Genomic DNA, 21,775 nt, shown 5'->3' with positions numbered 1-21,775 from the left:
GTTTTCGTTTTCCAAATCGTATTCTGCATCCACTTCTCACTCCCACCATGACACCCCAGCAAAAAGCAGAATCCCTCGGCCTTGTTTTCACCAAGCAGCCCCCCGCCTACCTGAACCTCTGCATCCGCAGCGGCAACCAGCTCCTCACCTCCGGCCATGTGAGCGACCTGAAGGGCAAGCTCGGTGCCGGCGTCTCCACCGAAGACGGCTACAAGGCCGCCAAAAACTGCGCGGAGAAAGTGCTGCGCTCCGTCTGGGACACGCATGGCACCTTGGACGGCCTGAAGGTCATTAAGGTGCTCGGCTGCGTGAACTCCACCCTGGAATACAGCGACCAGCATCTGGTCATCAACGGCTGCTCCGACCTGCTGCACGAGATCTTCGGCAAGGAAGGCGACGGCTACCACGCCCGCAGCGCCCTGGGCTTTGCCCAGCTCCCCACCGGCGCGGCCGTGGAAGTCGAGGCGATCTTTGAGATCAAGGCCTGAGGGGAATGACGAAACCAGAGCCGAGTGCAGCGAGACAGACGACTGAAAGGAGCCCCGCAGGGGTGAATGAAATGAATCAATGAGGAATGTCGAATGGCCCGGATTTCGGGTTTCGTCATTCCACATTCGGATTTCGTCATTTGGCCGTGGCCGGTCTAGGTTGCGCAGGGTTCTTGCTGGAGGTTGTCTTCCGGCCACATGCGAGTATGCTGCCTGCCCCCAATGCCCCGCGTCCACATCAAAACCTACGGCTGCCAGATGAACGAACGCGACACCGAGCAGGTGTCGCAGATGTTCGTGGAGCGCGGCTACACCATGACGGCGCGGGACGAAGACGCCGACGTGGTGCTGATCAACACCTGCTCTGTGCGCGATCAGGCGGAGCAGAAGGCGCTTGGGAAGATGGGCATGGTCCGCCGCCGGCGCATCCCGCTGGTCACCGGCTTCATGGGCTGCATGGCGCAGAGCCGTGGCAGCGAGCTGGTGGACAAGGCGAATGTGGACCTCGTGGTCGGCACGCAGAAGTATCACCGTGTGGTGGATTACGTGGACGAGATCATCCGCGCCAAGGAGGCGAAGCAGATGGACGACGAGCGCTTCTCCATCGTCGATGTTGAGGAGGAGGCCGCCTCCCAGAACACCATCCGCGACCACACGCTGAAGGAAAGGCAGGCCAGCGCCTTTGTCAGCATCATGCAGGGCTGCAACATGAAGTGCACCTTCTGCATCGTGCCTTATACCCGAGGCGGCGAGCGCGGCAGGCCCATCGCGGACATTGTGGAAGAGGTGAAGCGCCTCGCAGATCGTGGGGTGAAGGAAGTCACCCTGCTCGGCCAGATCGTGAATCTGTATGGGCGGCATGAATTCCCAGCCGTGGAGGGCAAGAGCCCCTTTGTGCAGCTTCTGGAAGCGGTGCATGAGGTGCCCGGCATCCAGCGCATCCGCTTCACCAGTCCGCATCCGATTGGCTACAAGAAGGATCTCATCGAGGCCTTCACCTATCTGCCCAAACTCGCCGAGCATGTGCATCTGCCCGTCCAAAGCGGAAGCGATGCGATTTTGAAGCGCATGCACCGTCCGTACACCACGGCGAAATTCACCGAGCTCGTGCAGCGCATTCGCGCAGCGCGGCCAGACATCGCGGTGACGACGGATGTGATTGTGGGCTTCCCCGGCGAGACCGAGGAGCACTACCTGGAGACGCGGCAGATGTTTGAGGACATCCAATTCGACAACGCCTTCGTGTTTCGTTATTCCAAGCGGCGCGGCACGCCCGCCGCGGAAATGGAAGACGCGATCCAGGTTCCGGAGCGTGTGAAGGAAGAGCGGAATCAGGACCTGCTAGGCGTGGTGAACCGCATCGCACTGCCGATGTATGATGCGCTGGTGGGCAAAGAGGTCGAAATCCTCTGCGAAGGCCCGAGCAAGACCAATGAGCAGCGCCTGACGGGCCGCACGGGTTCCAACCGAATTGTGGTCTTCGACGGCAATCCCGAGCGCCACATCGGCGAGATTTTCAAAGTGCGTGTCGCCGAGGCGGGCCACTTCACTCTGTTTGGCGATGCTGTGCTCAATGCATGAGCGCGGGTGTGAAGATCGAGCTGCGTCCGCTCACGCGTGAGCACGCGCCGGCATTCTGCCGGCTGGTCATCGCACTGGCTGAGTTTGAGAAGCTGCCGCCGCCGGACGAAACCGCGCAGGCACGACTGGTGGAGGACGCACTCGGTGCAAAACCGCGCATTGAGGTGTGGCTGGCTTTCATTGACCAAGACATCGCGCCCTGCGGCTACATGATCCTGGTGGAGACGTACTCCAGCTTTCTGGCGCTGCCGACCTTGTATCTCGAAGACCTCTTCGTCCTGCCGGAGCGCCGCAAGATGGGCGTGGGCGGCGCGTTGCTGAAAAAGGTGGTGAGCCTGGCGCACGAACGCGGCTGCGGCCGCGTGGAATGGACGGCGCTGGACTGGAATGTGAACGCCCAGCAGGTCTATGAGCAGCGCATCGGCGCCAAGAAAATGAGCGAGTGGTTGCTCTATCGCATGACGCGGGAGGACATGCAAAACCTGCTGGACCGCGAAGCGAGGTAGTCCTCTTGCTCTGCGAGAGGTGCCGAAGACATCCGCCGGAGGAGAACGTCTGCGGACTACGAGAACTCAGATGAGCGGTGTGAGCGCTGGGCTCATCTCGCGGAGCGAGATGAGTACTTTTCCGGTCCTAGAAGGACATCGTCGGCACGTCGATCAGCGAATAGACCTCTACAGGATCAGGCTGGCCCTTCACCGGATGAATGCCGGCGTTTTGGTAGAGCTGCAGTCCCTCCGCCCAGCCGCTGAGAAACGGGGCCCCGGCGAGCACCGGGACCTGCAGCTTGCGGGTCAGGCTTTCGATACGGAAGGTCACGTTCACGGCTTCACCCACGGCGGTGTTCACCCCGCGGCCCATGGCTCCCAGGGCCACGTCGCCGATGTTCAGGCCGATGTGGCAGTGAACCTCCAGATTCATGTTTTCCTTCAGCCATTTGCGCTTGGGAGACTCGCTGTAGTCGGGGCTGCTGAGGATCTTGGCGGCCTCGGTGGCCTTCACACGTGAGCTGATGTCATCTCCCGGCCAGTAGGCAAAGACGCCGTCGCCAATGAATTTGTCGATGATGGCGTCGCGGGTTTTGAGAACTTTTTCGCACTGCGCATACCACTCGCGCAGCATGGCGGCCACCTCCTCGGCGCTGAGCTGCGCGGAAATGGTGGTGAAATTGCGCAGATCACCCACCAGCAGGGTGGCGCGCACCGTTTTCACCGGCAGGGCAATGGTGTGAAGCGACTGCGTGCTGACGTTGCTGGTCTCACTCGGCGGCCGTTCCTCGTCCTGGCTGTCAAAAATGAAGGTGCTGGTGCCAAACTGCACCCGGTCGCCATGCCGCAGCGCCCGGGCCGTGGTCACGGCCACGTCGTTGACGAAGCTGCCGTTGGCGCTGCCGAGGTCAGAAACCCAGAAAAGCTGCCCGTCACGCCGGATGGTGGCGTGCTGGCGCGACACCCCGCCGTCCACCAGCCGGATGCTGGCGTCCGGGCTGCGTCCGACCAGATTGAAGTCCTCGAGGGTGATCTCGAGTTCCTTCTCCAGTGATTTGAGGGTGGCTCCCATGCGGGTGTTAAACGAAATGTTCTTTTCTTTTGAAGCAATTTACACGCCGTAAGTCAAGCGCGGTCATCTTTCAGCTACAAAGTTTTTCGCAGGTTCTTTCCAAAGGGCTGGAGCAACCTGAAAATCAATTCCTATGATCCTGTCGGGTTTCGGGCCGGGGGCGACGATATATTTGCCATCTCCCCGGGCATCTCCACCATGGGCGATGATGGTCCGGATTTTTTACAAATGGGTTCCGAAGGCGGTTTTTTCGGCGCTTCTGGCGGTTTCCGGGGCGGCGTACGCCCACGTGGTGCCCGATATGACGGCGGAGGCGGAGTTCGGCACCACCGGGGAGTACACGCTGCGCATCAATGTCGATCCCCGCACCTTTCTGGCCTCAGATCCCACCTCACTGCCCCCGGTACCCGCGTCCTGGTACCGTGACCAGACGCCCGCCCAGGTGGCGGCGACCCATGAAAAGACGCAGCAGTACCTCGCCAGTGCCCTGGGACTGCTGATCAATGGGAAAAAAACGCCGCTGCCCGCCTGCAAAATCCAGGCCATGGACGGCGCTGACAACACCCCCCTGAAGGCCGAGACCCAGGAGGTCCATCTGCTGGCCACCGCCAGCGGTCGGCTGCCGGCGGATGCAGCCACTTTTCAGGTCGATTTTGCCAAAAATGCCAATACCAGCCTGATCCTGCTGCACAGCCAGGCCGGGGCGGCCGAGCTCCGCCCGCAGGTGGTGTTCCCTGGGGAGACGAGCCGCCCCTTTCAGCTCAAAATGACTCCGGCGGCGGCGGCGGGCAGCGCGCCGCCCATGAAGACCGGTCAGGTCTATCTTCTGGTCGTCGCTTCGGTAGTGAGCATCGTAGTATTCATCGGCTGGCTCCTGCTCAGTCGTTACCGTCACCATCATCGCGCCCACCGCAGACCGGGTGATGGAGAAATGTGAACAACTCGCACTTGTTCACCCCTTCCATGAGGGGTTAATCCTGTCCCCCGCCGCATGTCAGATTCCTTCGTCCACCTCCATCTTCACACCGAGTACTCCCTGCTGGACGGCGCGGTGCGCATCGATGCGCTAATGAAGCGCGTGAAGGAGCTGAACATGCCCGCCGTGGCGATGACCGACCATGGCAATCTTTACGGCGCCATCGACTTCTACATGGCCGCCAAAAAGGCCAAGGTGAAAAGCATCATCGGCTGCGAGGCCTACCTGGCCCCCGGTTCCATGATGGACAAAAACGAGGTCGCAGGCCGGAAGCGCTCCTCCCACCTCACGCTGCTGGCGGCGAGCAATGAGGGATTTGAAAATCTTTCCAAGCTGATCACGAAGGGGCACCTGGAAGGCCAGTGGTACAAGCCGCGGGTGGACAAGGAGGCGCTGCGGGAATACTCCAAGGGCCTCATCTGCCTCAGCGGCTGCATCAATGGGGAGATCAATGAGCTCCTGCTCTCCGACCGCAAGGACGAGGCGGAGAAAAGCCTGGTGGAGTTTCGCGACATCTTCGGCCCCGAAAACTTCTACCTCGAAATCCAGGACCACAACATGGAGGCCCAGCGCAAGAGCGCCCGGCAGATGATCGAATGGGGGAAGCAGTACGGCCTCAAGACCGTGGCCACCAATGACGTGCATTTCCTCAACCGCAGCGATCATGAGTCCCATGACATCATGATCTGCATCGGCACGGGCGCGAGCATCTACGATCAGAACCGCATGACCTACTCACCGGAGGTCTATTTCAAGACCGCTGAGGAGATGCGCGCCCTCTTCTCCGAGGTCCCCGAGGCCTGCGATGCCACGCTGGAAATCGCCGAACGCTGCGATCTGAAGATCCACCTCGACTCCACCAGCATCGAGCGCTACCCGCAGTACCCCATGCCGGACGGCGGGGATCGAAATGAGTATCTGCGCCGGCTGACGATGGAAGGGCTGGAACGCCGCTATGGCCGCGACCGCTCACTGAATGACGAAGTGCTGCATCAGCGCATGGAGGTGGAGCTGGCGCTGCTCAAAGAGAAGAACTTCACCAGCTACTTCCTCATCGTCTGGGATTTCATCAACTGGGCGCGTGAGCATGACATTCCTGTGGGCCCGGGCCGTGGTTCCGCCGCAGGCTCGCTCGTGGCCTTCTGCCTCGGCATCACGGACATTGATCCGCTGCGCTTTGAACTCGTGTTCGAGCGATTCCTCAATCCCGAGCGTGTCAGCCCGCCTGATATCGATATCGACTTCTGCCAGACACGCCGTCCGGAGGTGATCCAGTACGTGCGCGAAAAATACGGTGATCTGAGCGTCTGCCACATCATCACTTTTGGCACCATGGGTGCGAAGTCGGTCATTCGCGATGTCGGCCGCGTTCTTGGCTGGAGCTATGGCGACAGCGATGCGCTGTCAAAGATGATCCCGAACGAGCTGAACATCGACCTGGAGGAGTCGGTGAAGAAGAATCCCGATCTCGCCGCGAAGCTGGAGGCGGACGGCAATGCGCAGGAGCTCTGGAGGCATGCCACCTTCCTGGAAGGACTCACACGTGGCACGGGCGTGCATGCGGCGGGTGTCGTCATCGGCGACCGCCGGCTCGACAACTTCATCGCGCTCACGCGGGACAAGGAAGACGCCATCCTTTCGCAGTATGCCATGAAGCCGCTCACCGAGCTGGGCATGCTCAAGATGGACTTCCTCGGCCTCAAGACGCTGACGGTGATCCACGAAGCCGAGTACTGGATCCACAAGCGTGTGCCTGGCTTCAAGGTGGCGGACGCGCCACTGGACGACCTCAAGACATTCGAGCTCATCAAACGCGGCGAAACGGTCGCGGTGTTCCAGATGGAATCTGGCGGCATGGTGAACACCTGCAAGCAGCTCGGCCCCGACACCATCGAGGAAATCATCGCTATTCTGGCGCTGTACCGCCCGGGCCCGATGCAGTTCATCCCCGACTACATCAAACGTAAAAAGGGCGAGGAGGAGGTGGAGTATCCGCACCCGCTTCTCGAAAAGATCGCCAAGGAGACCTACGGCATTCTGGTCTATCAGGAGCAGGTCATGCAGGCGGCGAACCTGCTTGCCGGCTTCTCGCTCGGACAAGCTGACTTGCTCCGCCGTGCGATGGGTAAAAAAGACGCGGCCGAGATGGCCCGCCAGCGCCTCATCTTCGTGGAAGGCTGCGACAAGACCAACGGCATCCATGTGAAGCAGGCCAATGCGGTCTTCGACCTGCTCGAAAAATTCGCGCAATACGGCTTCAACAAGTCGCACTCCGCCGCCTACGGGATCGTGACCTACCGCACGGCCTACCTGAAGGCGAACTTCCCCGTGGAGTTCATGGCGGCGGTGCTCAGCTATGAAATCAGCAATCCGGACAAGATCGCCAATTTCGTCAGCGAGTGCTTTGAGATGGGCATCAAGGTGCTGCCGCCGGACGTCAACAAGTCCTCGCTGAAGTTTGCCCCGGAAAGGTTTGAAACCGAAGGCGAGGAGCCGAACGCCATCCGCTACGGTCTCAGCGCCATCAAAAACGTGGGTGAAGGCGCCATGGAGGCCGCCATTGCCGAGCGTGAGAAGAACGGACTTTTCACCAGCCTGGAAGATTTTGCCGCCAGGCTGGACAACCGTGCGGTGAACAAGAAGCTCATGGAGTCGCTCGTCAAAGCGGGAGCCTTTGACTTCACCAAAGAGCCGCGCGCCGTGATGTTTGCCAAGCTCGAGCAGGTGCTCGCCTCGGCGGCCTCGATGCAGAAGGACAAAAAGGCGGGCCAGGGCGGTCTATTTGATGACTTTGATCTGGCGCAGCCCAAATCCAAGAAGAACGAAGCCGCGGCCCCCGCCGCAGTCTGGAGCACCGATGAGGTGCTGGCCTTTGAAAAGGAGCTGCTCGGCTTTTACGTCAGCGGCCATCCGCTGGACAGCTACCGTGGGCATTTTGATTCGCCCAAGCTCACCAAGATCGCCGCCATCGAGGAGATTGACACCAAGGAGAAGGCGCAGACCATCTCCATCGCCGGCATTCTCAGCCAGCTCGAGGTGCGCTATTCGAAGCGCGACAACCGGCCCTTCGCCACCTTCCGCTTTGAAGACTTCACGGCGCAGATCGAAATGATGTGCTGGAGCGACGACTACGAAAAGCTCAAGGACGTGCTGGCCAACGGAGCCGTGCTGGCCCTCCGCTGCCGTGTCAGCAAAGACCAGAAGACGGACGGCAACCGCGTGACGCTGAACAATGCCGCGCCGCTCAAGCCCAAGGCGGCGAAACCTCGCAATGCCAGTGATCCGGATCCCTCTCTGCCACCGCCGCCCAAGCCGCCCGCTCCGCCAAAGCCCATCGTGATACGGCTTAACACCAAGCAGCATGACGAGACCGATCTCGAGCGCATTCAGGAGGTGCTTCTCGCTTTTCCCGGCACCCTGCCCGTCTTTCTCGAAATCTCCCAGAACGGCCACAAAGCCCGGCTCGAACTGGATGAATCATTCCGTGTCACTCCCGGTCCGGATTTGCGCCGTGCGCTGACTGTCTGGATGGGTTAGTCCAGGGGCACGTCCACCTTCTCGCCGAGAAACTTAGGTTTCGTGCCGAGCACATTCACATCCAGCACCGCCTTCACACAGGCCAGCTTTTCCCGGATATACGTTTTCACGGATAGCGCCACCGGCACGTCCTTGGCATCCAGGCCAAAAGCCTCGATGCCAGAAGCCTGCGCCAGATAAATCGCGCGCGCATTGTGAAATCGCTGTGAAACGAAGATGACGCGCTGTTGCCCAAACACCTCTTTTGCGCGCACCACGGAGTCCAGGGTGCGAAATCCCGCGTAGTCGCACAGGATCTTTTCCGCCGGCACGCCCATCTGCATCAGCATGCTCTTCATGTCGGTGGGTTCGTCATAGCCCTGGGTGCCGTTGTCGCCGCTGACGATCAGCGCCTTCACCCTGCCGGCTTTGAAGAGCGCCGCCGCAGCCTCCATGCGTGGGCGAAAGAACAGATTCGCCCTGCCATCCGCGGCTCGTGGGGAGGTGCCCAGCACCACCGCCACCGGGGCGGCGGGCACCGTTTCCACCGCATCAAAGCAGCGGCCTGCGGCGGCTCTTTCGATCCACGCTTCGCAGCCAAACATGGCGCCCAGCGCCAGCACGGCCAGAAGGGCCGGGCAGAGCCACCAGCGTTTGCGGATTGTCTTCATGCCAAAACTCCTCCCGCCAGTTCACACAGCCTGCAAGCAGGGCTTCTATCATTTTGCCAAATCGCATTCCCGGCGCACTGTCCCGGGACACACACAAATGCGCCCGAACCGCCCAGAACAACCCGTCGCCCGCCAGAACCGCCACGCCCGCTCTGACAACCAGGTGCGCGTCTATGAGGAAGGGGACATCCCCGCAGTGCTCGAAGGCAAGGAAAGCCCGCTGGTTCTGATTCTCGACTGCGTGCAGGACCCGCACAATCTCGGCGCCTGCCTGCGCACCGCGGATGCCGCCGGCGTCTGCGCGGTGATCATGCCCAAGGACAAAACCGCGCCCATCACCGAGACCGTGGTGCGCGTGGCCTGCGGCGGCGCGGAAAACATTCCGCTCGTGCGCGTGACGAACCTCGTCCGCGCCATGGAAAAGCTCAAGGAGCTCGGCATCTGGCTCGTCGGCACCGCGGATGAAGCGACGAAGAGCCTTTACGATCTCGATCTCAAAGGCGGCATCGGCATCGTCATGGGTGCGGAAGGCCCCGGCATGCGCCGCCTCACCGGCGAGCATTGCGACTTCCTCGTGAAGATCCCGATGGCCGGCAAAGTGGAGTGCCTTAACGTCTCCGTGGCCACGGGTGTGTGTTTGTTTGAGTGCGTCAGGCAGCGGCAGCCCAAGAAATGAACAGGGAAAAGAACATCGTCATTCTCACGGGGGCAGGCATGTCTGCCGAGTCTGGCGTGCCTACGTTTCGCGGTGAGGATGGCCTCTGGGAGGGGCATCACATTGAGATGGTGGCTTCACCCGAAGGCTTCGCGCGTGATCCCGAACTCGTGCATCGCTTTTACAATCTGCGCCGCGCGGCCCTGAACACCGTGGAGCCCAATGCGGGGCATCTGGCCCTGGCACAACTGGAGCGTGAGTGGCACGGCCGGTTTCTGCTGGTCACGCAAAATGTGGACGATCTGCACGAGCGCGCCGGCAGCGAGAAGCTCATCCACATGCACGGCGAACTGCGCAAGGCGCGCTGCGAATGCTGCGGCGCGGTCTTCTCATGGAGCAAGGACCTGGCATCCGGTACGCGATGCCGCGCCTGTGGCGAGGTCGGCGGCATGCGCCCGCACATCGTCTGGTTTGGTGAGTTCCCCTTCGAGCTGGAGGCCATCATGAACGCTCTGAAGAGCGCGGACATCTTCCTCTGCATCGGCACCTCGGGCGTGGTTTACCCGGCGGCCGGGTTTGCACGGCAGGCCGCGGAACGCGCGAGCTGCCATCTCATTGAGATGAACATTGAGCGCACCGAGATCTCACGGCACTTTCACGAACACATTGTCGGACCCGTGTCCGTGGAGCTGCCCAAGCTGGTGCAGCGGCTGCTGTCTGCATGATCCGGCCTCAGAACGGCCCGGGCCCAAAGAGTACGTCTTTGATGTCCTGGTCGTTCGCAGCGCTGTCACGCCGCCGCGGCGGTGGTCCGCCCGGACCTCCCGGTCCCGGACCGCGGCCGCCGCGCTCCGCATCTTCTGGAGTGCTGCCGATGACGATGTCCCAGGTGCCCACCAGCTCCTTGCTGTCGCTGCTCATCGGTTTGAATTCACGAATCACGGAAAGGCGCTGCTGCTCCGTGCCCATGCCGCGCAGGATGCCATCGCGGTCATTCTGCGGCACCCCCGCGATGAAGAGCTGCGTGGTGAGCATGCTTTTTCCATTTTGCTTCACACGGACGTGCCAGTGGATGGTGCGCCCGGTGTAGAGGCCCGGCTTGATGGTGCGAAAGCGGTATTCACCTTTAGCGTTTGTTTCGATCTTCCCGAAGCCCTGAAACTGCGGGTCCTCCTCCTTGCCCTGCTGGGCGCCGCGGCTGTGGATGTAGCAGCCGTTGTTGTCAGCCTGCCAGAGTTCGATCACCGCGTTTTGCACGGGCTTGCCATCTGCATTGAGCAGGCGGCCGCCGAATTCCGTCACGACTCCGCTCGCAGGGGCCTTTCCGCCGGTGATCATGGTCAGGTCATTGTCCTGATCCAGCGGCAGGTGATCCGGGTAATACGGGCCTTCCGTCGCGCGCGGTGTGAGTGTGAGAGCCTCGGCATGCACGCTGCCGGTGATGATGCCACCGGTGGTGAGAAGCAGGCTGTGCAGCAGCCTGCGGCGGCTGAGCGGGATGTGAAAGGGATGGATCGTGGCAGTCATGAGGGAGTGTTGATGAAAGTCGAACCAACGCGCCTCATGTTGGTTGCGCGGGATAAAAAAGATTCGCGCAAATGACTGCGGCGGCGAACCCGGCATGCGCTGGCTTACACGATGCCGAGCTTCTTTTGAATGTCTTCCAGCGGGATCCCTTTCGTCTCCGGCACCATCAGCCGCACCCACACGAGCTGCAGCACCATCATGCCGCAAAAGAAGGTGAACACCCAGCCGGGAGGAAAGGCGGAGACCATTTTTGGAAAAAACGTCGTGAGCAGTGCGGCAAAGATCCAATGGGTGAAGCTGCCCAGCGACTGCCCCTCTGCACGCTGCTGGTCCGGAAAAATCTCCGCGATGAACACCCAGATGACAGCGCCCTGGCCGACCGCATGTGCGGCGATGAAGGCGAAGATGCACACAGGCACGATGGCAAAGTGCTGCGTGAAAAACGCCCATGCACAGAGTCCGAGCGAGGCAATGTAGCCAAACGAGCCGATGTAGAGCAGCGTGCGTCGTCCGAGGCGGTCGATGAGCCATAGACCGACAAAAGTAAAAATAAGATTCGTGATGCCAATGCCGACCGACTGCAGCAGCGCAGCCTTGGCTCCCAGGCCGGTCAGTTCAAAGATGCGCGGCGCGAAATAGAGGATGGCATTGATGCCGGAGAGCTGGTTGAAAAACGCGATGAGGAACGCCAGCAGGATGGGCACGCACAGCCGGCGGTCCCAGAAGCCGTGTGTGGCGGCGCTGGCTGCGTTTGCTGCCTTCAGCAAGTGATCGGCCGTGGCATGGATCTGCTCCTCGCTCGCGGCAGGCTGGATGAGTTTCAGCACCGCGATGCCCTGGGCGCGGTCATGCCTGCGTGTGAGCAGCCAGCGCGGGCTTTCTGGAATGCCGAAGCACAGGACCAGATAAAGCAGCGAAGGAAAGGCCGCCACGCCGAGCATCCAGCGCCAGGCATTTTCACCGATGCCGCCGAGCAGGTAGTTCGACAAAAACGCGATGACGATGCCGAAGACGATGTTGAACTGGAACATGCCCGCGAGCCGTCCACGGTTCTCAGGCGGCGCGATCTCCGCGATGTACAACGGCGCGGCGATGGTGGAGATGCCGATGCCCAGCCCACCGATGAAACGCGCGATGATGAGCGACCACACCTCAGGAGCGAGGCCTGACCACACCGCCGAGATGAAATACAGCACGCCCACCCAGATGAGCGTCACCCTGCGGCCCCAGCGGTCCGTTGGCCAGCCGCCGACCACCGAGCCAATCACCGTGCCATAGAGCGCCGAGGCCATGGCGACCCCGTGCAGTGTGTCGCTCAGCCCCCACAGTGTCTGGATGGTTTTCTCCGCTCCGGAGATCACCACCGTGTCAAAGCCGAACAAGAAGCCTGCCAGCGCGGAGACGAGGGACCAGAAGAAGATGCGTGAGGTGGTTGGTTTCATGGCCGGTGCGGTGATGAATTCGGAGAAGGAACGTTGCGGAGCAAGGCACGATCTTCACCAGGCAGGTCTGGCAACGACCGGCTTCTGGCCTGCAGCCTGAACCTCGTACCAGCCCGGGAAGCCGCGCCATTTCACCCGGCCTTTGGCGTTTGTCTGCAAAGTGACTTCGGTGTGCCACCGGCGGCCGATCCATTCTTCCAGCACCTCTCCACGTTTGCGGATGCTCCAGTCCTTGTTCCAGGAGCCGGCCTCGGGTTTCCAGTGCGAGCCTTCCCAGAATCCCCACAGCAAAAAGCTGGTGTAAGCCGGATGGCTGAACACCGAGATGAGCACATCGCGCGTGTAGTCCGCCGCGAGCTCCTCATCCTCCGTGGTCACAATGTCATACTCCGTGATGCACTGATGCGGCACCACCTCGGCAAAACGATCCGTCACCGCAAGCAGATGCTCGGGTGAAGGCAGGTAGCTCTCATGAAAATGCGCCTGGTTGCCGAGGCCATGGACGGTAAGCCCCGCCTCATTCAAAGCGCGGATGTAGGCGAGCGTGTCATCGCACTGCGGTCCGGGGCGAAACACCTGGTCTTCATTCACGCAGAAAGGCAGTTGTGTCAGCGACCGCGCCAGCGTGAAGACCTCGCGGTCCAGATGCTCCAGGCCCGGGCGCTTGTTCAGCATGTCCGCTCCGCTCCAGGCGATGGGGTGGTTGATCACATCCCACTCGATGACGCGGTCCTTCACAAACTCCAGCCGCTCCTTCACGCTGGCGAGCGTGCGCTCCCGGATCACCGCGCTGTCTTTGACATCGTGCAGATTGAAGGGCGTGGCCACCTGCATGAGGTAGTGCCCGCGCACGGGAATGTGGCGCTCCGCCAGCCAGGCAAAGGCCCGGTCCAGCTCCGCATTGCGCTGGGCCTTGCGCTTCCCGTCAAAATCTGGCGACCAGTTGCCGTCCTTCAGATCATTCTCAAACACCACGATGCTGAAGAGGCGGTCGATGATCTCGCGATAGCGCTTGTCATCTTCGCTCTCACTGCTGAAGCGCTTGGCCACCACGGCGGAGCCAAACTCGAAGGCATGGCGGCGCAGGCTGAGCTTCACCTCGGCATTCGCCAGCGGCTTGCCGTCGTCCCCCTTGATGATCATGGAGAGATCCGCCTTGCGGTACTGCTCGATGCGCTCCAGCGCCGCCTTGCGCCAGGGCGCATCCGGCTCACGACCGGCATAGCTGCGCTTGATCAATCTGGCGCGCGGGAAGCTGCTGACCTCCACGGTGGCCGGATACTTCAGCACCCGGATGCTCTCCACCTCGATGCTCTGCTCTTTCTGCCCGCACAGCAGCACCACCGCCGCTTTTCCTTCCGGAACATCCGCGTCAGCAGTGAACACCACCGGCTGCTCCGTCCATTCACGGAAAATGGCGATGCCAAGCGTGCTGCCAAACGAGGTGTAAGGTGCGGCGCGCAGTTGCAGCTTGGCCAGAACTTCGCCTGACTCCGCGCCGCCCACCACGCGCGCCTTGATGATCGCCAGTACCCGCTCGTTTTTCGCGATGCCGCTGGTGACGGGTGCTGTGAACTGCGCGGAATAGGGCTTTGCGGCGTCCGCCTGCGTGATGGTGATGCGCTGCCCGGGCTTCAGGTCCTCGGCCTTGCCTGCTGCGGCGGATGCGGATGCCGCCAGCGCGGATTCCCCGCGAACATCCGTGCCTCCAGGCGGGACCTCCAGCGCGTGCAGGCGGCAGACGGCGGTGAAAAGGAGGAGGGTCAGGCAGACCGGGAGTTTCATGATGGTGCGGCATCTACCTCCGGTCACGGCAGCGCTCAAGGATTCATCGCAATCCGGAAGCCCACCGAGTGATACCCGCCGCTGCGGGCGCGTCCCTCGCCGGTGCAGAGGCTTTGTCCGCTGCGGGCCGTGGAGTACCAGCTCCCACCGCGCACGTCGTTCACCTCTCTGCCACGCTCCGCGCCGTTCGTGGCGACGATGATGCTGCTGGTCCACTCGTAGGCATTCCCCGCCATGTCGTAGCAGCCGTAGGCGCTCCTGCCGTTTTCATACGTGCCCACGGGCGTGGTGAAGCCGCCATTGTTGACGAGATCACGGTAGATCTGCGTATTCACAAAACCCGTGTTGGTGTTGTGATCAATCCAGCCGGCCACACCACCGTCGGGCGTCAGGCTGAAGACCTGGCCGTTGCTGGTCATGATGTCCTCCACCCGGCCCTGTTTGCCTGCCTCCTGGGATTTCTCCACATAGCTCGTCAGTGTCCTGGCCTCCTTGTCCAGCATCCAGGCGGTGCAGACGGCGTTGTAGTTGAAGTGCGTCTGCAGTTTTCCATTGCTGTAGTGGCTGTCCTTGTCGTTTCCCCAGGGATAGAGAAAGGCCTGCGGACCGCGCGCCGCCTTCTCCCACTGCTCGGCGGTGGGCACCACCACCCTCCAGCCTGTTTCCTGGCTGACCCACGCGCAGTAGGCCTCGGCATCCACCAGGGAGACAAACAGCACAGGATGACTGGCCTTGCCTTCAGGGTACACGCCGTTCTTCCAATAACGTGGCACCCCGCGATGCTGCGTGGCTTCAATGAAGGCCTTGTATTCCGCATTCGTGACTTCAAACCGCGCGATGGCGTAGCCAGGAAGTTCCCGAGTCTCGTTTTCGCCAAAGGTGAACCGGCCCGCTGGCACGTACACCATTCCCGCCGGGATCTGAATCGTCTGCGTTCCCGCTTTCACCTCCACCGTGGTCTTGTCGATGGGAGAAGGGATGGGCATGCCATTGCCAGCCCTGGCAATGGGGTCAGCCGCAAAGACACTGACCGTGGCCAGAACAAATTGAGCAATCACCAGGGCAGAACGAAAAAGGGGCGGCTTCATAGGATGCCAGCCATGAACCCCGCATGTGCCGGAGCGTTGCTCGCGGCAGCTAAATTTCACCGCACTCTCTGATCTGCTACTTCCCAGATTTTTTGTGCTGGGGGGTGATGGCCCCGTCCCTGCCTTCTGGCCAGGCTGCTCCCTCGCTGATCCATTGCCGGATGAGGTTCATCTCATCTTTTGGAATGCGGTGGCCGGTGGCTGGCATGGCCTTTTTGTCCTTCGGCGGCAGGGTCAGTACGAGGTAGAGCATGCTCTTGTCAGCATTCTTCGGCACGATCACCGGTCCGGCCTTGCGCTTTGCAAAGGCCAGGGCCCGCGTCTGCAGATTGAGCTCGCCCAGCAGCGTCTCGGAGTTATGGCATTCCACGCAGCGGTCGGCGAGGATGGGCTTGATCTGTTTGATGAAGTCCACGGGCGCATCATCCGCGGCCTGGAGGGCGGTGGCGATTGTGAGAAGACACACGGCGAGCACGGTTTGGCGGCTGGTTTTCATGGGGAGATCATCCTTGATTTGCCTGCGCGCGTCTCGTCGTGGCTTGCGAGTGAATGAGCACTTCTTGTCGCGTTCCCGGTTGCTCCTCCCGGGACGCTCCTGCATCATGCCCCATGAGCATTGAACAAATCACCGCACGCATTTGCGATTTTCGCGACGCCCGGGACTGGATGCAGTTTCACAGTCCGAAAGAGCTCGCCATCGCCATCACGGCGGAGGCGGGTGAGCTGCTGCAGCACTTTGTCTGGCAGCAGCCCGGGCAGATTGAGCAGCGGGTGAAGGAGAAAATGCCGGAGCTGAAGGATGAGATGGCCGATGTGGGAATCCTGCTCTTCGAACTTGCGCACAATCTCGGCGTCGATCTCGGCCAGGCCATGCTCGACAAGATCGAGCGCAATGAAGCACGCTATCCGGTGGCGAAGGCCCGCGGATCCAACGCCAAATACAACGAGCTGTGAGCGAGTCCGAGGCCCCAACACCGCATCGCCGCAGGCCGCGCTATTCTGGCAAGAATCCGCGGCGCTTTGAGGACAAGTACAAGGAGCTGAATCCGGAGCGCTACGCCGAAACCATCGCCAAGGTGCGCGCCTCCGGCAAGACACCCGCGGGACAGCATGTGCCGATTTTATTGGATGAGATCATGCGCATTCTCGCACCCCGCCCGGGCGAGCGTGCGGTGGACTGCACGCTGGGCTACGGCGGACATGCCGGCGCCTTGCTCAAAGCCGTGCAGCCGGGCGGCACGCTGCTGGCGCTAGATCAGGACCCTATCGAAATCGTACGCACCGAGGCACGGCTGCGCGCAACCGGCTGCGAGGAAACAGCGCTCGTCGTGAAACGCATGAACTTTGCCGGGCTGTCCCGCGCTCTTGGCGAGCTCGGCTGGAGCGATGGTGCCGACGTGCTGCTTGCCGATCTGGGCTGCTCCTCCATGCAGTTCGACAATCCCGCCCGTGGCTTCAGCTTCAAGCACGAGGGACCGCTCGACATGCGCATGAATCCGCAGCGCGGTGTTTCCGCGCGGGAGCTGCTGCAGAAGCTCAGCCCCGAAAAACTCACGGCCATCCTCAATGACAATGCGGACGAACCGCACGCCAGGCTTCTCGCTCAGGCGCTGGCGGAGACTGACTACGCCACCACGCGCTCGCTGGCGGAGGCGGTGCGCCGCGCATTGCCACATCGTGTGAGCGATGAAGACCGCGAGGCCACCGTGCGCCGCGTTTTTCAGGCCCTGCGCATCGCTGTGAACGAGGAGTTCACAGCGCTGGACACCTTTCTCCGGCAGCTCCCTGCCTGTCTGCGGCCGGGAGCACGCGTGGCCATCCTCACCTTCCACTCCGGCGAAGACCGCCGCGTGAAACATCTCTTCCGCGAATGCCTGCGCAGCGGTGTTTTCAGCGCCACCAACGACGAGGTCATTCGCCCTTCCTCACAGGAAACCCGGGACAATCCACGTGCGGCTCCGGCAAAGCTGAGGTGGGCGGTGAAGGCGGTGGCTTGACAGAAAGCTGGGAAACCAGCAAACTGGGCGCATGAAGACAACTCTTGATCTGCCCGGTGATCTTGTGCGTGAGATCAAGCTGCGGGCTGTGCATGAAGGCAGCAAGCTCAAGGACACCGTGGCTGAACTGCTGCGCCGGGGATTGCGGGAGCAACGCGCCAAAGGGGGGGGCAGGCCCAGCCGGGTGAAGCTGCCTCTCGTGCATTGCCGCCGGGCTGCTGTGCTGACCCCTGACGAGGTGGCCGCCGCATTGCTCAAACAGGAGACGGAGTGGCACCATGACTCTGCCTGACACAAATTTGTGGCTGGCCCTGGCGCTGTCCAAGCATTCGCATCATGCCGCCGCCATTGAATGGCTGGAAGAGCAGGACGAACCCGGTGACATTTGTTTTTGCCGTTCGACCCAGCAGTCCATGCTTCGGCTGCTGACCACCGCAGGAGTCATGTCCATTTATGGAAATGCCCCGCTGAGCAACAAGGAAGCATGGGCCGTCTATGAGTCCTTCATCTCGGATGACCGCATCCGGTTCCTGGCTGAACCGCCCGGGCTGGACGTCATTTGGAAGAAAATGGCGGCTCGTCGGACAAGCTCACCCAAGCTGTGGATGGATGCCTACCTCGCTTCTTTCGCGATGGCGTCCGGTGCGCAGATGGTGACAACCGACAAGGCATTTTGCCAGTTTCCCGGTCTAGATGTGCGGGTGATTTAGAATGTGGAAAGGGGCTTCATGGCAATGACTTCGCATGTTGCTTGAAAGACCAGACACAGATCGAAGCTTTTCTCCAGTCATGCTCCAGCCCGCCCGCGTCATTCTTTTCTGCCTTCTGTGCGTTCCTTTCAGCCATGCCGCATTGCAGGAGACCTGGGAGACGGGTTACACCAAAGCGGACGCCACCGGGCCGCACGTGCTCGGATATTGGAAGTTTGATGGTGACTCGAAGGACGTGACCCTCCATGGCGCTGTTTTGAATCCGAAAGGAAAGTTTGGCGGGGCCTTGGAGTCGTTTCCCGGATTTCCCGTGGAAGACAAACGCCATGCGGCGGTGGTGGAGGTGAAGGCTGTCAAAGGGGCCTTCACGCTGGAAATGTGGATCAAGCCCAAGGCGGCCTTTGAGCCCCGGCTGCGCTGTTTCCTGCTGGACAAAAAGTACGTCGATCACACGGACTACCAGTGGCAGATCGGCGACGCGGACAAAGGCGGCCTGCGGCGCATGTGGGTGACGCTGGGCTTTGGCGCCGAATCAAAGACGATCTACTCGCTGCCGTTCAAGCTGGAGCCTGACGTGTGGCAGCATGTGGCCTTCACGTATGACGGCGCTGGCGAGGGGAAGTTCTACCGCGATGGCGTCGCTGCAGGCGGCGCAAAACTCGAGGGTTATCAAGCAGTGAGGCCTGGAACAAAGCCGCTGAGCATTGGTGACCGCCTGGGCAGCAACTACGGCGGTTTCCCGGGTTTGATCGACGAAGTGCGCGTCTGCGAGGGCGTGCTGAGCTTTGAACGTGTGTCGATGCAGATCGTATCCGGTCGCAGCGTGTGGCGGCGCATGGAAACCGCCAAACCACTGGAGATCGTCTGCACGAATCTGCAGCGCGACACCTTGAAAGCCGCGAAGCTCAAAGTGAGCCTCGGAGGGCGGATGGAAGACTTCATCGTTCCTGATCTGACGGCAGGAAAGAGCTTCACAGCCAAATACACGATGAACACCGCGCTGAAGGCGGACGAGTATGAATTGAGGGCCAGGTTTGAAACGGGAGAGTATGCCACGGAGCAGGCCGCTGTTTTGAAGCTCGTGCCGAGAATTCCGGAGCGCATGCCGGTGATCATGTGGGGCGCGAATGGGGAGGAGATGGCCCGCCTAAAGGACATTGGTTTCACCCATTTCATCGGGCTGGGAGCAAACTACGGTGAAATGTGGAATCAGAAAAAGATCGTCCCGCCAGCGAAGCCGGAGGAGATCTCGAAGAACCGCGCGATGCTGGACAGGGCGCTGGAGAATGGGCTGGAGGTTGTTGCCAGTCTGTCGCCAGCGCGCGCCCTGGAGTCGGAGACGAAAAATCTGCGCGTAGGCCGTGATGGCAAACCCTATGCACGGCAGGACATCTGTGCATCACTGCCCGATTTCTCCTCTTTCTTCCAGGTGGTGGGCATGAGCGTGGCGAAGGCCTATGGCGATCATCCCGCGTTTACCACGGCGCTGATTGATTCTGAGGTGAGAGACAACAGCCAGGTGAGTTTCAATGCGGTGGATGTGGAGGCGTACAAGAAATTCGCCGGCACAGACATCCCCGCCGAAGTGACGGCGAAGTGGGGAGTGGACTGGACGAAGCTGAAGGATTTCCCACAGGATCGGGTGATCGCGGATGACCATCCCATTCTGAAATACCTGCGCTGGTTCTGGACGGTGGGTGACGGCTGGAACGGACTGCACACCGCGCTGCACAAGGGCGTGAGGAGCAGCCGCGTCTGGACGTTCTTCGATCCCGCCGTGCGGCAGCCGAGCATCAGCGGTGCGGGCGGCGGTGTGGATGTCATCTCGCACTGGACCTACACCTATCCGGATCCGCAAAAGATCGGCATGTGTGCCGACCAGCTTTTCGCCATGAGCGCAGCCACGGGCAAAAACCAGCGGGTGATGAAGATGACGCAGCTCATCTGGTACCGTTCCCAGACCGCGCCCATCGGCAGCAAGGCCCCCGGTGAGGTGGTGGCGTGGCAGGATCATGATCCTGAAGCGGCCTATATCACCATCGCGCCGATGCATTTGAAAGAGGCGCTGTGGACGAAGATCTCGCGACCTGTGCAGGGCATCATGTATCACGGCTGGCAGTCGCTGGTGCCCACGGGCAGCCCGGGAGGGTATCGCTACACCAATCCGAACACCGCGCCCGTGCTCAAACAACTGCTGCATGACGTCATCGAGCCGCTCGGACCGGCGCTGATGGCCATCCCCGATGAACGCAGTGAGGTGGCCTTCCTGGAAAGCTTCACCTCGCAGATGTTCGCGCATCGCGGCAGCTACGGCAGCAACACGGACTGGGCGGCGGATGTGTGGCTGGCGCTGCAGCATGCGCATGTGCAGACAGACATCCTCTACGAGGAAACCCTCCTTAAAAGCGGCCTCAGCGGTCGCAAGGTGCTCGTGATGCCTTTTTGCGATGTGCTGACCAAGGCGGTGGTGGCACGCATCCAGGACTGGCAGAAAAAAGGAGGCAAGATTGTGGCCGACGAATTTCTCTGCCCCGCGCTCAAAGCCGACTTCACCCTGGCCAGCTTCAAACGCGTGAAGAAGGCTGACGAGGACAAGGCCAGAGTGCTGGAAATGGCGCGAACCCTGGGCGGCTTTGCGCTGCCGCAGAAAGCCCTGTGCGACAATCCCGAGATCATCGTGCGCACGCGGAAGTTTGGAGATGCCACCTATGTGTTTGTGGTGAACGACAAACGCGAATTTGGCAGCTACGTGGGCCAGCATGGCCTCGTGATGGAAAACGGGCTGCCCTCCACCGGCGTCGTGAGTCTGAAAATGGACTCCGCGAATGTGTACGAACTGACAGGCACGCAGTTCATCGTGCCAAAGCGCGGGGCTGATGGCGTGATAAGCTGGCCCGTTGATCTCGGTCCCTGCGACGGCCGCATCTTCATGGTGACACCCAAACCCCTGCTGGGCCTGAAGCTGGACGTGCCTGAAAACGCCCTGGTGGGCAACAGCGCAAAGGTCGCCATCAGCATCACCACCACCCAGGAGGCTCCCACCAAATCCGTGATTCCCGTGCGCGTGGACATTCACGATGCAAGTGGCAAAGCCACTGAAGGCAGCGGCTTTTACGCCGCCGAAAACGGCATCGTGGAGTTTAGCCTCGATCTCGCGCCAAACGAAGACCCCGGCACCTGGGAAGTGCGCGTGAAGGAGCTGGCCAGCGGCATGGAAGCCCGCAAGTGGCTGCGGGTGACTTCAAAGCAAAATCCTTGAAGTGGTGCGCGGAGAGGGATTCGAACCCCCGACCAACTCGGTGTAAACGAGCCGCTCTACCACTGAGCTATCCACGCTTTGTTATTGATCCTGATTTGTTCATGGCGCAAAACTCGGCGTCGTCAAATCCTGTTGATACCGCTTTTTGCAAATCTGCATCTCCGCTCGCAATCGACAGGCGTCTGCACGGAGTGGCATTTTATCGCACCTTGTTGGTGGTGCTGGGCGGGACCGCGGGTCTCTTTGAGGAAGGGTTGGGCGCAGCCGGAGCGGTGATTGGAAGGGTCGGAAGCAGGGTGGATTCACTGGGCACGATCCAGAACACGGGCTCGTGGGCCTCTCCGGCCGCCTCCCGCATCGTGAGTTTCAGCAGCGGCGGATGGGCCTGCGGCGTGGGCATGCCGGCAGGCTGGACTTCCGACCAGAACGGCGCCCACTGGCGCGTCAGCGGGTGCAGCACGCTCCACTCACACTGCGTCAGGTTTTCAAACAGCACCACGCTGCCGCCGTCCACTTCAGG

At 61.2% G+C, this 21,775-nt stretch carries 19 protein-coding genes, 1 tRNA gene and 1 pseudogene; 12 read left to right on the top strand and 9 right to left on the bottom strand.

All coding sequences use genetic code 11. The features are described from left to right. The first annotated feature begins 47 nt into the window (after positions 1 to 47). From ACILSQ_RS28580 to ACILSQ_RS28570, 3 genes are all read left to right on the top strand, one after another. Positions 48 to 488 (top strand): RidA family protein, encoded by a 441-nt coding sequence (locus ACILSQ_RS28580; protein ID WP_395747113.1) that lies wholly within the window; start codon positions 48 to 50, stop codon positions 486 to 488. Positions 489 to 710: 222 nt separating this feature from the next. Next, complete coding sequence (gene miaB, locus ACILSQ_RS28575) at positions 711 to 2,069, top strand: tRNA (N6-isopentenyl adenosine(37)-C2)-methylthiotransferase MiaB (protein WP_395747112.1); 1,359 nt, start codon at positions 711 to 713, stop codon at positions 2,067 to 2,069. Further along, positions 2,066 to 2,575, top strand: coding sequence for a GNAT family N-acetyltransferase (locus ACILSQ_RS28570; protein ID WP_395747111.1), 510 nt, complete (start codon positions 2,066 to 2,068; stop codon positions 2,573 to 2,575). Before miaB ends, ACILSQ_RS28570 begins: the two co-directional genes overlap by 4 nt. Before the next feature lie 127 nt (positions 2,576 to 2,702). On the opposite strand, the gene ACILSQ_RS28565 is transcribed toward ACILSQ_RS28570, so the two are convergent. After that, positions 2,703 to 3,629, bottom strand: coding sequence for an FHA domain-containing protein (locus ACILSQ_RS28565; RefSeq protein WP_395747110.1), 927 nt, complete (start codon positions 3,627 to 3,629; stop codon positions 2,703 to 2,705). A gap of 205 nt (positions 3,630 to 3,834) precedes the next feature. On the opposite strand from ACILSQ_RS28565, the gene ACILSQ_RS28560 reads away from it, so the two are divergent. Both ACILSQ_RS28560 and dnaE read left to right on the top strand, forming a co-directional pair. Continuing rightward, entirely contained in the window at positions 3,835 to 4,566 is a 732-nt protein-coding gene (locus tag ACILSQ_RS28560; protein WP_395747109.1) for a hypothetical protein, read from the top strand. 54 nt (positions 4,567 to 4,620) lie between these two features. Continuing rightward, entirely contained in the window at positions 4,621 to 8,142 is a 3,522-nt protein-coding gene (dnaE, locus tag ACILSQ_RS28555; protein ID WP_395747108.1) for a DNA polymerase III subunit alpha, read from the top strand. Here dnaE and ACILSQ_RS28550 read toward each other — a convergent pair. After that, positions 8,139 to 8,792 carry a vancomycin high temperature exclusion protein gene (locus ACILSQ_RS28550; protein ID WP_395747107.1) on the bottom strand — a complete coding sequence of 218 codons (654 nt, stop codon included), beginning with the start codon at positions 8,790 to 8,792 and terminating at the stop codon, positions 8,139 to 8,141. The genes dnaE and ACILSQ_RS28550 overlap by 4 nt on opposite strands. Positions 8,793 to 8,889: 97 nt before the next feature. Between ACILSQ_RS28550 and rlmB the strand changes: the two genes are divergently transcribed. Together rlmB and ACILSQ_RS28540 are read left to right on the top strand one after the other, a co-directional pair. After that, positions 8,890 to 9,468: a 23S rRNA (guanosine(2251)-2'-O)-methyltransferase RlmB gene (gene rlmB / locus ACILSQ_RS28545; protein WP_395747106.1), complete on the top strand. Its 579-nt coding sequence runs from the start codon at positions 8,890 to 8,892 to the stop codon at positions 9,466 to 9,468. Between the two features lie 38 nt (positions 9,469 to 9,506). Next, entirely contained in the window at positions 9,507 to 10,172 is a 666-nt protein-coding gene (locus ACILSQ_RS28540) for an NAD-dependent deacylase (protein WP_395747105.1), read from the top strand. Positions 10,173 to 10,179: 7 nt separating this feature from the next. On the opposite strand, the gene ACILSQ_RS28535 is transcribed toward ACILSQ_RS28540, so the two are convergent. The 5 genes from ACILSQ_RS28535 to ACILSQ_RS28515 form a co-directional block, all read right to left on the bottom strand. Beyond that, positions 10,180 to 10,974: an intradiol ring-cleavage dioxygenase gene (locus ACILSQ_RS28535; protein WP_395747104.1), complete on the bottom strand. Its 795-nt coding sequence runs from the start codon at positions 10,972 to 10,974 to the stop codon at positions 10,180 to 10,182. Between the two features lie 104 nt (positions 10,975 to 11,078). Continuing rightward, positions 11,079 to 12,416, bottom strand: a complete 1,338-nt coding sequence (locus tag ACILSQ_RS28530) for a sugar porter family MFS transporter (RefSeq protein ID WP_395747103.1) — start codon at positions 12,414 to 12,416, stop codon at positions 11,079 to 11,081. A gap of 54 nt (positions 12,417 to 12,470) precedes the next feature. Then, positions 12,471 to 14,201 carry an endo-1,4-beta-xylanase gene (locus ACILSQ_RS28525; RefSeq protein ID WP_395747102.1) on the bottom strand — a complete coding sequence of 577 codons (1,731 nt, stop codon included), beginning with the start codon at positions 14,199 to 14,201 and terminating at the stop codon, positions 12,471 to 12,473. A 35-nt stretch (positions 14,202 to 14,236) separates the two neighbouring features. Next, positions 14,237 to 15,289 carry a formylglycine-generating enzyme family protein gene (locus ACILSQ_RS28520; RefSeq protein ID WP_395747101.1) on the bottom strand — a complete coding sequence of 351 codons (1,053 nt, stop codon included), beginning with the start codon at positions 15,287 to 15,289 and terminating at the stop codon, positions 14,237 to 14,239. A gap of 76 nt (positions 15,290 to 15,365) precedes the next feature. After that, positions 15,366 to 15,785, bottom strand: a complete 420-nt coding sequence (locus tag ACILSQ_RS28515; RefSeq protein ID WP_395747100.1) for a c-type cytochrome domain-containing protein — start codon at positions 15,783 to 15,785, stop codon at positions 15,366 to 15,368. A 113-nt stretch (positions 15,786 to 15,898) separates the two neighbouring features. Between ACILSQ_RS28515 and ACILSQ_RS28510 the strand changes: the two genes are divergently transcribed. The 5 genes from ACILSQ_RS28510 to ACILSQ_RS28490 all read left to right on the top strand — a co-directional run bounded on the left by ACILSQ_RS28510 (position 15,899) and on the right by ACILSQ_RS28490 (position 21,255). Then, complete coding sequence (locus ACILSQ_RS28510) at positions 15,899 to 16,243, top strand: nucleotide pyrophosphohydrolase (RefSeq protein WP_395747099.1); 345 nt, start codon at positions 15,899 to 15,901, stop codon at positions 16,241 to 16,243. After that, positions 16,240 to 17,286: a 16S rRNA (cytosine(1402)-N(4))-methyltransferase RsmH gene (rsmH, locus tag ACILSQ_RS28505; RefSeq protein ID WP_395747098.1), complete on the top strand. Its 1,047-nt coding sequence runs from the start codon at positions 16,240 to 16,242 to the stop codon at positions 17,284 to 17,286. The genes ACILSQ_RS28510 and rsmH overlap by 4 nt, the downstream gene beginning before the upstream one ends. A 31-nt stretch (positions 17,287 to 17,317) precedes the next feature. Continuing rightward, positions 17,318 to 17,578, top strand: a complete 261-nt coding sequence (locus tag ACILSQ_RS28500; RefSeq protein WP_395747097.1) for an antitoxin — start codon at positions 17,318 to 17,320, stop codon at positions 17,576 to 17,578. Further along, positions 17,565 to 17,996: a type II toxin-antitoxin system VapC family toxin gene (locus tag ACILSQ_RS28495; protein WP_395747096.1), complete on the top strand. Its 432-nt coding sequence runs from the start codon at positions 17,565 to 17,567 to the stop codon at positions 17,994 to 17,996. The genes ACILSQ_RS28500 and ACILSQ_RS28495 overlap by 14 nt, the downstream gene beginning before the upstream one ends. A 79-nt stretch (positions 17,997 to 18,075) precedes the next feature. Beyond that, the gene (locus ACILSQ_RS28490) at positions 18,076 to 21,255 is read left to right on the top strand and encodes a LamG-like jellyroll fold domain-containing protein (RefSeq protein ID WP_395747095.1); all 3,180 of its coding nucleotides are present in this window, start codon (positions 18,076 to 18,078) and stop codon (positions 21,253 to 21,255) included. Positions 21,256 to 21,257: 2 nt separating this feature from the next. Here the strand turns inward: ACILSQ_RS28490 and ACILSQ_RS28485 are convergent. After that, positions 21,258 to 21,332: transfer RNA gene (locus tag ACILSQ_RS28485), tRNA-Val, on the bottom strand. Between the two features lie 122 nt (positions 21,333 to 21,454). Continuing rightward, positions 21,455 to 21,775 (bottom strand): annotated as a pseudogene (locus tag ACILSQ_RS28480) (hypothetical protein); the annotation flags it as partial.

Source organism: Prosthecobacter sp. (genome assembly GCF_044227185.1).
Classification (GTDB): Bacteria; Verrucomicrobiota; Verrucomicrobiia; order Verrucomicrobiales; family Verrucomicrobiaceae; genus Prosthecobacter.
Note: the sequence above shows the minus strand (reverse complement) of the source record. Positions and strands in the feature narration are given on the sequence as shown.

Excerpts from the sequence above, each read along its gene's own strand:
- ACILSQ_RS28580 (WP_395747113.1), top strand. The coding sequence starts at position 48 with ATGACACCCCAGCAAAAAGCAGAATCCCTCGGCCTTGTTTTCACCAAG.
- ACILSQ_RS28520 (WP_395747101.1), bottom strand. The coding sequence starts at position 15,289 with ATGAAGCCGCCCCTTTTTCGTTCTGCCCTGGTGATTGCTCAATTTGTT.
- ACILSQ_RS28530 (WP_395747103.1), bottom strand. The coding sequence starts at position 12,416 with ATGAAACCAACCACCTCACGCATCTTCTTCTGGTCCCTCGTCTCCGCG.
- ACILSQ_RS28565 (WP_395747110.1), bottom strand. The coding sequence starts at position 3,629 with ATGGGAGCCACCCTCAAATCACTGGAGAAGGAACTCGAGATCACCCTC.
- ACILSQ_RS28500 (WP_395747097.1), top strand. The coding sequence starts at position 17,318 with ATGAAGACAACTCTTGATCTGCCCGGTGATCTTGTGCGTGAGATCAAG.
- ACILSQ_RS28535 (WP_395747104.1), bottom strand. The coding sequence starts at position 10,974 with ATGACTGCCACGATCCATCCCTTTCACATCCCGCTCAGCCGCCGCAGG.
- ACILSQ_RS28525 (WP_395747102.1), bottom strand. The coding sequence starts at position 14,201 with ATGAAACTCCCGGTCTGCCTGACCCTCCTCCTTTTCACCGCCGTCTGC.
- ACILSQ_RS28490 (WP_395747095.1), top strand. The coding sequence starts at position 18,076 with ATGCTCCAGCCCGCCCGCGTCATTCTTTTCTGCCTTCTGTGCGTTCCT.
- ACILSQ_RS28540 (WP_395747105.1), top strand. The coding sequence starts at position 9,507 with ATGTCTGCCGAGTCTGGCGTGCCTACGTTTCGCGGTGAGGATGGCCTC.
- ACILSQ_RS28560 (WP_395747109.1), top strand. The coding sequence starts at position 3,835 with ATGATGGTCCGGATTTTTTACAAATGGGTTCCGAAGGCGGTTTTTTCG.
- ACILSQ_RS28570 (WP_395747111.1), top strand. The coding sequence starts at position 2,066 with ATGAGCGCGGGTGTGAAGATCGAGCTGCGTCCGCTCACGCGTGAGCAC.
- ACILSQ_RS28515 (WP_395747100.1), bottom strand. The coding sequence starts at position 15,785 with ATGAAAACCAGCCGCCAAACCGTGCTCGCCGTGTGTCTTCTCACAATC.
- ACILSQ_RS28495 (WP_395747096.1), top strand. The coding sequence starts at position 17,565 with ATGACTCTGCCTGACACAAATTTGTGGCTGGCCCTGGCGCTGTCCAAG.
- rlmB (WP_395747106.1), top strand. The coding sequence starts at position 8,890 with ATGCGCCCGAACCGCCCAGAACAACCCGTCGCCCGCCAGAACCGCCAC.
- ACILSQ_RS28550 (WP_395747107.1), bottom strand. The coding sequence starts at position 8,792 with ATGAAGACAATCCGCAAACGCTGGTGGCTCTGCCCGGCCCTTCTGGCC.
- miaB (WP_395747112.1), top strand. The coding sequence starts at position 711 with ATGCCCCGCGTCCACATCAAAACCTACGGCTGCCAGATGAACGAACGC.
- ACILSQ_RS28510 (WP_395747099.1), top strand. The coding sequence starts at position 15,899 with ATGAGCATTGAACAAATCACCGCACGCATTTGCGATTTTCGCGACGCC.
- dnaE (WP_395747108.1), top strand. The coding sequence starts at position 4,621 with ATGTCAGATTCCTTCGTCCACCTCCATCTTCACACCGAGTACTCCCTG.